The organism is Endozoicomonas sp. Z74, from assembly GCF_057680865.1.
The window spans coordinates 100,603-113,761 of record NZ_JBLYZI010000004.1 but is presented as its reverse complement, the minus strand read 5'-3'; the positions used below and the strand labels follow the sequence as shown (position 1 = coordinate 113,761).

Annotated in this window: 12 protein-coding genes; 10 read left to right on the top strand and 2 right to left on the bottom strand. The window is 51.3% G+C overall.

The genetic code is table 11. The features are described from left to right. Window positions 1–119: 119 nt before the first annotated feature. Window positions 120–1,094 (bottom strand): hypothetical protein, encoded by a 975-nt coding sequence (locus ACNRUY_RS02160; protein ID WP_488109996.1) that lies wholly within the window; start codon window positions 1,092–1,094, stop codon window positions 120–122. A gap of 396 nt (window positions 1,095–1,490) precedes the next feature. On the opposite strand from ACNRUY_RS02160, the gene ACNRUY_RS02155 reads away from it, so the two are divergent. The 10 genes from ACNRUY_RS02155 to trpC all read left to right on the top strand — a co-directional run bounded on the left by ACNRUY_RS02155 (window position 1,491) and on the right by trpC (window position 12,385). Then, complete coding sequence (locus tag ACNRUY_RS02155) at window positions 1,491–2,522, top strand: NADP(H)-dependent aldo-keto reductase (RefSeq protein ID WP_488109995.1); 1,032 nt, start codon at window positions 1,491–1,493, stop codon at window positions 2,520–2,522. A 202-nt stretch (window positions 2,523–2,724) separates the two neighbouring features. Beyond that, on the top strand, window positions 2,725–4,077 hold the full coding sequence (glpT, locus tag ACNRUY_RS02150) for a glycerol-3-phosphate transporter (RefSeq protein ID WP_488109994.1): 1,353 nt from the start codon (window positions 2,725–2,727) through the stop codon (window positions 4,075–4,077). A 112-nt stretch (window positions 4,078–4,189) separates the two neighbouring features. Further along, window positions 4,190–4,867: a ribulose-phosphate 3-epimerase gene (gene rpe, locus ACNRUY_RS02145; RefSeq protein WP_488109997.1), complete on the top strand. Its 678-nt coding sequence runs from the start codon at window positions 4,190–4,192 to the stop codon at window positions 4,865–4,867. 187 nt (window positions 4,868–5,054) lie between these two features. Next, window positions 5,055–6,215 carry a hypothetical protein gene (locus ACNRUY_RS02140; protein ID WP_488109993.1) on the top strand — a complete coding sequence of 387 codons (1,161 nt, stop codon included), beginning with the start codon at window positions 5,055–5,057 and terminating at the stop codon, window positions 6,213–6,215. A gap of 27 nt (window positions 6,216–6,242) precedes the next feature. Continuing rightward, entirely contained in the window at window positions 6,243–6,959 is a 717-nt protein-coding gene (locus tag ACNRUY_RS02135) for a phosphoglycolate phosphatase (RefSeq protein ID WP_488109992.1), read from the top strand. Window positions 6,960–7,032: 73 nt separating this feature from the next. Continuing rightward, window positions 7,033–7,839 carry a class I SAM-dependent methyltransferase gene (locus tag ACNRUY_RS02130; protein ID WP_488109991.1) on the top strand — a complete coding sequence of 269 codons (807 nt, stop codon included), beginning with the start codon at window positions 7,033–7,035 and terminating at the stop codon, window positions 7,837–7,839. Window positions 7,840–8,337: 498 nt separating this feature from the next. Then, window positions 8,338–9,915 (top strand): anthranilate synthase component I, encoded by a 1,578-nt coding sequence (gene trpE / locus ACNRUY_RS02125; RefSeq protein ID WP_488109990.1) that lies wholly within the window; start codon window positions 8,338–8,340, stop codon window positions 9,913–9,915. Continuing rightward, window positions 9,915–10,499, top strand: coding sequence for an anthranilate synthase component II (locus ACNRUY_RS02120; protein WP_488109989.1), 585 nt, complete (start codon window positions 9,915–9,917; stop codon window positions 10,497–10,499). Before trpE ends, ACNRUY_RS02120 begins: the two co-directional genes overlap by 1 nt. A gap of 17 nt (window positions 10,500–10,516) precedes the next feature. After that, window positions 10,517–11,563 (top strand): anthranilate phosphoribosyltransferase, encoded by a 1,047-nt coding sequence (gene trpD / locus ACNRUY_RS02115; protein ID WP_488109988.1) that lies wholly within the window; start codon window positions 10,517–10,519, stop codon window positions 11,561–11,563. A gap of 12 nt (window positions 11,564–11,575) precedes the next feature. Next, window positions 11,576–12,385, top strand: coding sequence for an indole-3-glycerol phosphate synthase TrpC (gene trpC, locus ACNRUY_RS02110; protein WP_488109987.1), 810 nt, complete (start codon window positions 11,576–11,578; stop codon window positions 12,383–12,385). Between the two features lie 143 nt (window positions 12,386–12,528). On the opposite strand, the gene sodC is transcribed toward trpC, so the two are convergent. Then, window positions 12,529–13,062 (bottom strand): superoxide dismutase [Cu-Zn] SodC, encoded by a 534-nt coding sequence (gene sodC, locus ACNRUY_RS02105; RefSeq protein WP_488109986.1) that lies wholly within the window; start codon window positions 13,060–13,062, stop codon window positions 12,529–12,531. Window positions 13,063–13,159 lie beyond the last annotated feature (97 nt).

Genomic DNA, 13,159 nt, shown 5'->3' with positions numbered 1-13,159 from the left:
TGATTAGTATGAATCATAAGGGTTACCTTTTTACGATTTAGATTTCAGTGATTTCACCCTCTATCTAAATCGGTAACCCTTCCCTTTTTTGAAGAGGGAATTGTCAGATCAGATCTGAACTAATGCAGGTTATACTCTACAGCACCTTCTTTTACACCGTCATCAAAAGAAGGAAAAACCTGTTTCATAACCCGTTTGAAATGCCCCTCTCCCATCTTCTGGTGCTGCTGCTTGAACCTTACAAAAACATGATTACCCACCTCCTGAACCGTTTTCTTCTTCCGGAGATCGGTCAATCGTACATCCTGATCACTGGCAACACCAATACGGTTTTGAAACTGCGGTAAAGGCAGCCCTGACTTAAAGAACTGATTTAACAAAGCCATTCCACCATCAATCCGCTCAAAAACGCCATCCGTTTCAGGATCCATGTCTAACAGCTCAGAAATTGCTTCACCAACACTATGACATTTGAATCCCTCACTATTATGCATAGCCATCAGTACTGTCAAAAAGGCCCGGCCAACTGTATCATTTTTAACAAACATCACCTCTGGGAGGTTTTCCTTATCAATCCTTATTTTAAACCCACCCTTTTTTCCCCTGTACTTTATTCCAAGCAATAACACATCTCTGGCATGTTCATGATCAGCGACAACCCTGTCAAAAAGAGATTCTCCTTCACCATAATCAACAACAAACACGTTATCGCTGACCGACACCAGCCAACTCCCCAGATCAACCCACTGAGCCTTATCCAGCATTCTTTTGATCAAGGTCCAGTCAGAACTGAAGTGACCTGAAAGATCAGAACAGGTTTTTGTGGACAGAGGAGAATAACGGCGGGAATACCTTGAGTAATCGTGAAAACGCTCACCCATGACAGGACCATGAATATTATCGGGTAATATAAAAAGATTTTCATGATAAGTCAGATAGTCACTGAGATTTCCAGACTTTTTATCATGCAAAGGAAAAAAAAGATCAATTCTGCCCTTAGTTTCAGGAGCATTACAATCAAGTCCGCCATCCGCACAGGACGCAAAAACATTAAATGTGCTTAGAGCACAGAACACCAAGATAAACAGCCTCATCACATACCTCCATTATTTTTATTCAACTCTCAAAACCCTCACCATCAAAGCTCTCTCTTATGAGCACTGAAAATGAACCGACAAATAACTAAATTGAAGGCCGTTGCCCAGCTATAAATCAATCTATTCGCTCTTCTGTGCAAAGAAAAATACTGAGAAGTTCAAAAATGAACCACTCTTAAAAATGGGGTTACCCTTACTCAGATACCATTAAAATTATGATTTCTTCTCGCTATTTGATACCAGGGTGCACATTTAGTTCCCTCACCTTTTTTGAAAAACAGACCTCTTTGACTACAGCCCCTGAATCACCAGTTCCACTGCCAAAAAATCACAAAAAAACCAACAACTTGCTGCTATAGTGGGTGACCCACAACAGACCAGTGCGAGCTCACTATGGAATTCCGATCTCTGGGCAGAACCAATATCAAGGTCAGCAGTCTTTGCCTGGGAACCATGACCTGGGGGGAACAGAACACACAGGAAGAGGCCTTTCGCCAGCTCGACCGTGCCATTGACTATGGTATTAATTTTATTGATACCGCTGAGCTCTACCCGGTACCGGGACAGGAAACCACCTACACAAAAACAGAAACCATCCTTGGTAACTGGCTGAAACAGCGTGGACACCATAATGATCTGGTCATAGCATCAAAAATCTGTGGTCCGGGTTATGACTATATGGATGGAGGAAGGCGCCTGACGCCGGACCATATCCATAGGGCCATTGAGGGCAGTTTGAAGCGCCTGGGTGTTGAAGCCCTTGATCTATATCAACTGCATTGGCCGGACCGAAACACCAACTTCTTTGGCCAGCTTGGTTACACTCCCCAGACAGGGCAGGATGGAACCCCCATCGAAGAAACACTGAGCGCCCTGGACCAGCTTGTCAAAGCAGGCAAGATCCGTCACTACGGGCTGTCTAATGAAACCCCATGGGGAACCATGAAACACCTGGCACTCAGCGACAGCAAAAATCAACCAAGAGCCGTCAGCATCCAGAATCCCTATAGCCTGCTGAACCGGAGTTTTGAGGTGGGTCTGGCTGAAATCGCCCACCGGGAGCAGATTGGACTCCTCGCGTATTCCCCAATGGCATTTGGCGTTCTCAGCGGAAAATACCTCAACCAGTCTCAGCCTGAAAAGGGTCGGCTGACCCTCTACAAACGGTTTTCACGCTACAGCAATCCTCAGGCTGTAGCCGCCACGGAAGCCTATGTCCGTCTAGCCAGAGAATCCGGGCTTGACCCGGCACAGATGGCCCTGGCATTTGTTCGTTCCCGCCCTTTCGTCACCAGTACCATCATCGGGGCAACCACAATGGAGCAGCTTGAGAATAATCTTCTCTCCGATACATTGACCCTCTCGGGTGAAACACTGCGGGCCATTGAAGCCATTCACCAGCAGCACCCCAACCCCGCCCCATAACAGGCGCGAATGCGGAAAAAAAGAAAGGTTTGTCATTAGTGGTGGTGACGGGTTCCGTTTGCCAAAACCAGAGATATATTCTATTTCTTGTGTTACTGGGCACCAGGACAGGAAGCCACCAGGCTTCACCCATCTAACGGACGTTTAAACTCCTGAAGGAACCTTTCCTCCAGGAGCCAGCCAGCTGTAATACAGGGGCAATATGACAATACTTCGCAACCTCCTGGCCCCTGCAGAACATCAGCAAACTCTGCCTGAAGATGAAGTGCCTTCCACATACCACCATCTTCGGCGCCAGGTTTTTCTAGGAATCTTCATTGGCTACACCGGTTATTACCTGGTCCGGAAAAACTTCTCCCTGGCTATTCCAGACCTGATCGACATGGGCTACACCAAGGCGGAACTGGGTATAGCCCTGTCCGGTGTTTCTGTCGCTTATGGACTCAGCAAGTTTTTCATGGGTAACCTGTCCGACCGTAGCAATGCACGACTGTTCATCACAACAGGCCTGGTGTTGAGCGCCCTTACCATGATGACTATGGGGCTCCTCCCTTTTGCTACAGGCAGCGTATTCACCATGTTTCTGCTGCTTTTTATTAATGGCTGGTTTCAGGGGATGGGCTGGCCCTCCAGTGGCAGAGTGATCGTTCACTGGTTCTCGGTCACCGAGCGGGGCACCCGGGCAGCCATCTGGAACCTGGCCCACAACCTGGGAGGAGGCCTGATCGGCCCATTGGCGATCCTGGGCATGCTGATCTTTGCAGACTGGCACAGCAAATTTTATTTTGCCGGAATGGTTGCCCTGGCCATTGCCCTGATCACCTGGCTGATGGTCAGGGATACCCCCCAATCCTGCGGGCTCCCTCCCATAGAGGAATACACCGGGGATTACCCTCACAGCTTTGCTTATCAGAAATCCCATGAACGTGAGTTTTCCGCGCGGGATATCTTTTTCCAATACGTCCTCAATAACCGACTGCTGTGGATCATTGCCCTGGCCAATGCATTTGTTTATCTGGTCCGTTATGGCGTTCTTGACTGGGCACCCACCTACCTGGGTGAGGCCAAAGGATTTACCATGACCAGTAGCAGCTGGGCCTACTTCCTTTATGAGTTCGCCGGCATTCCAGGTACCCTGCTATGTGGTTATCTCAGTGATCGTTACTTCAAAGGATATCGGGCGCCAGCCAGCCTGGTATGCATGGCGCTAGTGACCATTGCAGTTCTGGTCTACTGGAAAAACCCCGCGGGCAACCCATGGCTGGATAACCTGGCCCTGATTACTATTGGCTTTCTGATTTATGGCCCGGTGATGCTGATTGGCGTACACGCCCTGGACCTGGTGCCAAAAAAGGCGGCTGGCACAGCCGCAGGCCTGACCGGTCTCTTTGGTTATCTGGGAGGCGCCCTGTTTGCCAATATTGCCATGGGGCTGGTAGTGGATCACTTTGGCTGGGATGGCGGCTTCCTGGTGCTACTTGCCGCCTGCCTTGGGGCCATCGCCCTACTGTTCGTTGCCTGGCTGGAAGAAATTAACCGGTTGAAATCTTCATGACCAAGCGGCTCCGGGAGCTGCATTTATGGCTGAAATCTTTGCATGCCCTGACAGCCATCCCACAACCCGTTACAATCCCCTGCAGACTTCCACCAATCAGACCAGAGACAGTATGCGCGACTTTATTATCGCCCCCAGCATTCTATCGGCCAATTTCGCCCGCCTGGGTGAAGAAGTAGATAACGTTCTGGCAGCCGGTACCGACTGGGTGCACTTTGATGTCATGGACAACCACTATGTCCCCAACCTGACACTGGGCCCCATGGTGTGCAAGGCGCTCAGGAACCACGGAGTCACCGCTCCCATTGATGTGCACCTGATGGTCAGCCCGGTGGACCGGATGATTGGTGACTTCATTGAAGCAGGAGCCAGCATGATCACCTTCCACCCGGAGGCATCCGACCATATCGATCGAAGCCTGCAACTGATCCGTGAGGGTGGCTGTAAAGCCGGCCTGGTTCTTAATCCGGCAACCACACCGGATGTTCTTGAGTACGTCATCGATAAACTGGATATGGTTTTGTTGATGTCAGTCAACCCAGGCTTTGGCGGCCAGAAGTTTATTCCATCAACCCTGAAGAAGCTTCGTCATGTTCGCCAGCTGATCGACGACAGTGGCCTGGATATCCGCCTTGAAGTAGACGGCGGCGTCACTGCCAGCAATATACGCCAGATTGCCGAAGCCGGAGCCGATACCTTTGTGGCTGGTTCCGCTATTTTTGGTGCAGACAGTTATGACCAGGTCGTTGCCAAAATGCGCTCTGAACTGGCAGATGCCAATCCCCTTTAAAGCCCTCCTGCACTAAGGCTTCAACCAATCCACAGTACTCTGACTGACAGGCAGAGCACTGTGGCTCTCCTCAAAATTAATCAAAACCAGGAAAAACACGACTGTAATTGCACGGTCATCAAACTCAATGGCCATCACTGTATTTGTTATCTAGGTTTAGTAGAATTTGCTTTTGAGACCCCTGCTCATGCACCGTCTGACTGCGATTTCTCTACTTCTCATGCTTGCGCTGCTTTCTGCCTATTCCGATGCATGCACCAGGATGTATTTCAATGCTTATTTATTATCAAGAACAGACTCTGTCGACTCACTGATATCTCAGAGTGAAAACAAAGAGAACCGGGCAATACAGTCCAGTGGCTCGGTTGAGATTGCAATAGATACCACAAGAACGCTGCAAACTGCACAATTAAAAGCCGTTAAAATTGCGTCACCCTCATCTTCTGAAGTAAAAAACCAATCAACAGGCGAAAATCATTCCTGGCCAGAACTGATGTGGGAAGCGGGAATCAATGCATTCGATACAGTAAAAGAACAAATTAAAACTCTAACAGCCACATCTCCTGCGGTTCTGGAAGTTGCTATGGAGCCTGATTTTGTGGAACAAGCCCCCCCATCACATCCACTATCAGGCAACCTAAATGCTTTTTTTCAGCATGCTCCAGAAGACGCTATCTGGATGCAGCAAGAAATTGAGCGATCCATCCCGGGTCAGGTAGCACTGAGATCGAAAACCATCACGCTGGATCTCCCAACCGGTGAGTCTTTTCAAAGAAGGTACGTGCCAGACCTGAATGACCAGCCCCACAGAAGAACAATGCAAGAACCCACACCACACTTAGCGCCATTCATTCTAATTCACCCAGCCATTCAGCCAGGAGGGAGTCAGCCATTGGCTGTGGGACTCGACATCAAGGCAAATCTCAAAGGAGAGACTAAAACTGAAACACCAGAAAAAAAGGCAACCGTCATCGGGCTTCCCAGCCTCTTCACTCAATCAAGAGAACCTCCACGACCCGATTTCTATACCCCCTGCTGGCTTCCTGAGCTGCTACCTACTTCTTCCAACACAGCAGTTAACTGCTTACTTTCCTTCAATAACCATCCCTCAGTGGCTAAAAATACCCTCACCGTTCAATTTCCCCGCCAGACTGATGCCATAACATTTGTATCTATAGACAACATAACCTGGAAGTATATCATCTGGGGGAGCCGGTACGGCACAAAGCTCCTTCTAGAGCAGCTTGAGCGAGACGACACTGCTTTTTCTGATGTCCAACCCTGTACAACCAACAGGCCAGATACCATTCTCGACGACCTCAATGACGCTATAGAGGATACTGATTAAGTGCCTTCTTTTCCTCACAATCAAACGATGACAACCCTCCTCACAATGAACGAACCTCTAACCGCCCTACTGAACAACAACCCACCTGAATTAATCATGTACGACCTGGATGGTACTCTGGTTGACAGTGTGCCAGATCTGGCAGTCGCCATTGACCAGATGCTGGAAGAGCTTGGAAGACCTTCGGCAGGTGAAGCAAAAACACGCCTATGGGTTGGTAATGGCATCCCCTCACTGGTAAAACGTGCCTTGGCTGACGACATGAAAGGAGACCAGCCAGGCGCAGTTGATGCCTTATTGTTTGAACAGGCTCACGAGCGCTTCAGACATTATTATGGAAAAGAGCTGGGTCTTCATAGCCACCTGTACCCGGGGGTTACTGAGTTTCTCCAGACCATGAGTGAACGAGGTTATCACCAGGCAGTGATTACCAATAAAAGCGAAGAATTCACAGAAAGACTGCTCAAGCTGATGGGTATCCACCAGCACTTCGACCTCTTTCTGGGCGGTGACAGCCTGCCAGAGAAAAAGCCCCACCCCTTGCCTTTACTGCACGCCATTCAACACTTTGGGGCAACCCGGGAAACAGCCCTGATGATCGGCGACTCCAGCAACGACATAAAAGCAGCCAGGGCAGCAGGCGTCAGGGTCGTAGGCCTCCCCTATGGTTATAACCACGGGGAACCGATAGAAAACGCCAACCCCGATCTTGTGGTTCCTACCCTTACTGACCTGATTCAATAGCAAACCGGGAACAAAAAGCTCTGTCTATGCTCTATAAAATCACAACAACAGCGAATAGAGACGGGGCTACACAATGAACAACCGCTACGCTCTCAACCAGGGGCGCTCAGGTGCAGACCGGCTAGAACTTCTGGCAGAGCTAAGCTGGCCCGCCAGCCGGGCATTTCTTTCTAAACAGGGCGTCAAGGCAGGAATGCGCTGCCTGGATGCCGGCTGCGGAGCTGGCGCTATCAGCGCCCGGCTTTATGACCTGGTAAGCCCCGGAGGCAAAGTCCTTGGGCTTGATATCGACCCTGCTTCCATTGCCCTGGCCAGAAAACACAATGCTGAACGAATCGGCCTTGATTTTGAAATCCAGGATTTAGAAAGCTTTTCACCCAACACCGTCTCAGAACCCTTTGACCTCATCTACTGCCGCTTCCTGTTATGCCACCTGTCTTCACCTCAGAAACAACTGAGCAGACTGACCTCTCTACTGGCTCCCGGCGGTTTGTTAGTTGTCGAAGACATTGACCTCCGGGGATGCTACAGCATCCCTGAGCACCATGCTCACCTCAAATTTATAAACTTGCATGAAGAAGTCATGACGCGCAGAGGGGGCAACCCGTGGATTGCCAAAGACCTCCCTGGGCTTTACCAGAAAGCCGGGTTGAAAGTTTCCGGGATGGAGATGAATGCCATTTCCAACACCAACGCCCCCTGCAAACGCTTCTGGTTGGCAACTTTCGAGTGTCTGAAGCAGGCAATGATGGATGAATCCATGGTCACCCCGACAAAATACCAGGCTCTTTATGATGAGCTGGAACAGCATTTCCGTCGCCCTGATACCCTTGTAGCCCTTCCCAGATACCTCAGTATTGCCGGATACAGGCCAGGCTGAACTAACTGCAAAACCTCCACGGATGCGGTTTGCAATACCCGTAGCAGTCATATACTCTTCATAAAGCCTTGAAGGCGCAGTTATAACGATTCGCATCAACGATACGCTCTCAAAGAGCCATGAGCGAGAATGACTGCTCATCTCAAACAATGAAAAGTTGCCCCACCTGAGCGGCGACCTTTTCAGAGAAAAAACCTGAGCGAGCTTGCGGAGTTTGCGGTGAAACACTGTCATACCCAGCACAACCCGATTTCAGAAGCCCCGGCGACCAGTGAGTACTGCCAGGGGTCTTTCGTTCGCCCTTCTGCCATCCCATCTCCCTCCCTCCTCTGGTCCAGCTGGCCCTGGGCCTGAATAAAAGCCCCACCTCAGCCCGATACCCCTGCGGTATAGCGCCCCACCAGCAAAAGTAGCCCCGGGGCCGATACAACAACAAAGCCATTAGCCAATGATCCACAGTTCACTGAAGGATCATACGTTCACTCAAGAGGCAGAAATATGACGCCCGAAACCTTTGCGCGTCTGGCCAGAGAAGGATACAACCGCATCCCCGTGACCCGGGAGATTCTGGCAGACCTTGATACCCCATTAACCACGTACCTCAAGCTGGCCAATGGTCGTTACTCCTATCTGCTCGAATCCGTGGAAGGGGGGGAAAAGTGGGGCCGCTATTCCATGATTGGCCTGCCCTGCCGCACCCTGCTGAGAGTTTCAGGGCAGACTGTCCAGATCGAAAAGGATGGCCAGATCATAGAAGAACACATCCAGGAAGATCCCCTGGCGTTTATCAAGACGTTCCAGCAGCGCTTTCGTATACCTGAGCTGACCGGGCTGCCAAGGTTCACCGGTGGCCTGGTGGGGTATTTTGGTTACGACACCATCCGCTATATTGAGCCGAAACTAAAAGACAGTACACCGCACGACGAAATACACACACCGGATATCCTGCTGATGGTGTCTGATGAACTGGTGGTGTTCGATAATCTCAGCGGCAAACTGATTCTGATTACTCACGCCTGCCCTGAGGAAACCGCAGCCCTGGAAAAAGCCGAGTTCCGGTTGGACAACCTGGTTCGACAGCTCCAGAGCAGTCATGTCCAGGCTCCGGTTCAGGCCTCCCTGAACCCGGTGACCGAAGCGGATTTCCGGTCTGGTTATGGAGAAGCCCCGTTCAAGAAAGCGGTGGAAACCATTCGGGACTACATCTTGGCCGGTGACGCCATGCAGGTCGTCCTGTCCCAGAGAATGACCATTCCCTATGACAGCTCCCCCCTTAATCTGTACAGAGCCTTGCGAAGTACCAACCCCTCCCCCTATATGTATTACATGGATCTGGGTGACTTTCATGTTGTGGGTTCATCGCCGGAAATTCTTGCCCGCCTGGAAGACGACGTGGTCACCGTTCGCCCCATTGCCGGAACCCGCAAACGGGGTGAAACCCCGGAGAAGGACAAGGCACTTGAAAATGAGCTGCTCAATGACCCCAAGGAACTGGCAGAACACTTGATGCTAATCGACCTGGGAAGAAACGACGCTGGCAGGGTTTCGAAAACCGGAACCGTGCAGCTCACCGATAAAATGGTAATAGAGCGTTACTCCCACGTGATGCATATCGTTTCCAATGTCACTGGCGAACTGAAAGAGGGGCTGGATGCCCTGGATGTACTCCGAGCCACTCTACCCGCGGGAACCCTCAGTGGCGCCCCCAAGGTAAGGGCCATGGAGATCATTGATGAAATGGAACCCGTCAAGCGGGGCGTTTACGGAGGCGCTGTGGGATACCTGGCCTGGAATGGCAATATGGACACCGCCATCGCCATTCGAACCGCCGTTATCAAAGACCGGAAGCTCTATGTTCAGGCTGGGGCCGGTGTTGTTGCCGACTCCATTGCAGAGCTGGAATGGAAAGAAACCATGAACAAAGGACGGGCACTGTTCCGAGCGGTCGCCATGGCCCAGACAGGCTTTCTTGGCGCAGGAAAACAGACACCTGTTGCAGAAAAAGAGCCCTCAGCTAATAAAAAGCCTTCCGCTGAGAAAAAGCCTGAAGCCGGAAACACTGAGGTGAAAAACTGATGCTGTTAATGATCGACAACTACGACTCCTTCACCTTCAATCTGGTGCAGTACTTCGGTGAGCTGGGAGCCCAGGTAGAGGTGCACCGAAATGACCATATTACCCTTGCCGACATTGAGAAACTCAACCCGGACCACATCGTTATTTCACCGGGCCCCTGTACCCCCAATGAAGCCGGCATCTCCATGGACGTTATCCGCCACTTCCAGGGAAAAGTGCCTATTCTGGGCGTCTGCCTGGGTCACCAAAGCATCGGGCAGGTGTATGGAGGCAACATTGTTCGTGCCCGGCAAGTCATGCACGGTAAAGTATCACCGGTCTATCACCAGGACCTGGGCGTCTTCAAGGCACTGAATAACCCGGTCACCACTACTCGCTACCATTCCCTCGTCATCGAAAAGGCCACTCTGCCTGACTGCCTTGAAGTGACAGCATGGACCCGCCTTGAGGATGGTAGCAACGATGAAATAATGGGGGTTCGGCACAAAAAACTGCCTGTTGAAGGTGTGCAGTTCCATCCGGAGTCTATTATGACGGATCAGGGGCACGATCTGCTGGCTAACTTCCTTAAACAAAAGCAGTAGTAACAGGCAAATTAATCATGAATATAAAAGAAGCAATAAACCGTGTCGTACAAAATCTGGATCTCACACGACATGAAATGGTTCAAGTCATGAAGGAGATCATGACCGGCCAGTGCAGCCCAGAACAGATTGCTGCCTTCCTGACCGCCCTGCGCATGAAAAGTGAAAGTGTGGAGGAGATTACCGGAGCAGCCATGGTAATGCGGGAGCTGGCCACTCCTGTCAAAGTGAACGCAGACCATCTGGTGGATGTCGTCGGCACTGGAGGGGACGGCGCCCACCTGTTTAATGTGTCCACCGCCTCAGCCTTTGTCTGTGCGGCAGCCGGGGCAAAAGTAGCCAAGCACGGTAACCGGGGGGTATCCAGCTCCAGTGGCAGCGCTGACCTGCTGGAGCTGGCAGGCGTCAACCTGATGATCACTCCTGAGCAGGTGGCCCGATGCACTGAAGAAGTAGGCGTTGGCTTTATGTTTGCCCCGGCTCATCACAGCGCAATGAAAAACGTTGTAGGCGTTCGCCGGGAACTGGGTATTCGTACGGTGTTTAATATTCTGGGCCCCATGTCTAATCCGGCCAATGTCAGTAATCTGCTCATTGGTGTGTTTTCCCGGGAATTATGCCGTCCCATGGCGGAGGTTCTCCGGGAGCTGGGTAATGACCATGTTATGGTTGTCCACTCCACGGATGGATTGGATGAGATCAGCATTGCCAGTGCTACTCATGTGGTAGAGCTGAAAGACGGCAACATTCATGAGTACACCATCACCCCCGAAACATTCGGTATTGACTCCCAAAGCCTGGTTGGCCTGGACGTCAAAGACTCAACAGAGTCTCTTGCCTTAATCAAAGATGCCCTGGGCAAACAGCAGGGGCCGTATGCGGAAAAAGCAGCCAGTATGATAGCCTTGAATGCCGGGGCCACCATTTATCTGGCCGGCATTGCCGCGCGCCTTGAAGGAGGCATCGCCATGGCCCAGGACGCCATTGCCAGTGGTCTTGCCCTTGAAAAAATGAAAGAGCTGGCCAGTTTCTCCCAGGTGTATGCTGTAGACGCAGATAACTAACTGAAGAGGATTATGCCAATGTCGATACCGACCATCCTGACCAAAATCATCCAGCGCAAACATGAGGAGATTGCAGAGCGCAAAGCCTCTCTGCCCCTGGACGAAATCAAGTCTATTGCCGAAACCTGCGACTCAACACGGGGGTTTGCAAGACAGCTCCATGAAAAAGTTGGCCATCAGAAAGCAGCTGTCATTGCAGAGGTCAAAAAAGCCTCGCCCAGCAAGGGGGTTATCCGGGAACAGTTTGAACCTGCAGACATTGCCCGGAGCTATGAACGCTCAGGAGCATGCTGTTTGTCTGTACTGACCGACAGAGACTTTTTCCAGGGACACGAGAACTATCTTAAAGAAGCAAGAGGCGCCTGCTCACTCCCAGTCCTGCGGAAAGACTTCATGGTTGACCCATACCAGATTTACGAAGCCAGGATGATTGGGGCAGACTGTATTTTGTTGATTGTTTCAGCCTTAACGGATGACCAGCTGAACAGCTTGAATGTTCTGGCACAATCCCTGGGCATGGACGTTCTCGTTGAAGTTCATGGTGCCGATGAACTGGAACGGGCTTTGCGCCTGCCTGGAGCCCTGCTGGGCATTAACAACCGGAACCTTCATACCTTTGAAGTCAGCCTGGAAAACACCTTTTCCCTGCTCACCTCCATTCCTGAGGATCGGCTGGTGATCACCGAAAGCGGCATCCACACCAAGGAAGACGTTGATGCCATGATTGCCCGGAATATCAGGAGTTTTCTGGTTGGCGAGGCCTTCATGAGGCAGGACGACCCTGGCGACGCACTGGAAAAGCTTTTCAGTCAACATCTGTAATGCCCTTGGCTCCTGTCGCGCTTCGCTGTGCGAAGCGCCAACCTACCGCAATCCAGAAAAGATTGCCTTGTTGCGCAGGTTGCTGCTGAACGAAGTGAAGCGCAACACAAAAGGGCACTCCTCCCCAGCATGGTAAAAACCGTCTACTCAATCACTCCACAGGCAATCCTAGCCCCACCGCCCCCCATAGGGGGGTTATCACTATAGTTATCCCCACCGGCATGAATCATTAAAGAGCGCCCTTTCAGATCGTTCAGCGTCAAACGAGGGGCTCTGACGGCCGTCAGGGCATACCCTTTTTTATCAACCACCAGCCGGGGCAAGTCCCCCTTATGACCATTACCTTCAGGGCCTTCATGGCGGCCCGTATTGTCGGGATCATAATGCCCCCCTGCAGCCAGGGCAGCCAGCTTGACCCCACCTTTAACTCCAGGCTGGCATGACGGATTTTCGTGGATATGGAAACCGTGTTCCCCAGGAGCGAGGTTATGGAGATTAGGAGCAAATTTAACTCCCTGATGAGCCTGGCTGATCAATACCCGGCCAATCTCAGGCCCAACGCCATCTGGGCTGACCTGGTGAACAACCACATCCAGCTTCTTGTCAGCACACCCCAGCAGTAAACCGGATAGAACTATGCCCGCGGTTCCAGCAGCCTGTATTACCAATCGATTCATATCGTTTGCACCCTCCATAGGGGTCAGAAGTCTGCCGGGCTTGGGACAGTTTCAATTGAAACCCCACTGGCTCCCAGGGAAGACGACAGAGAATAAC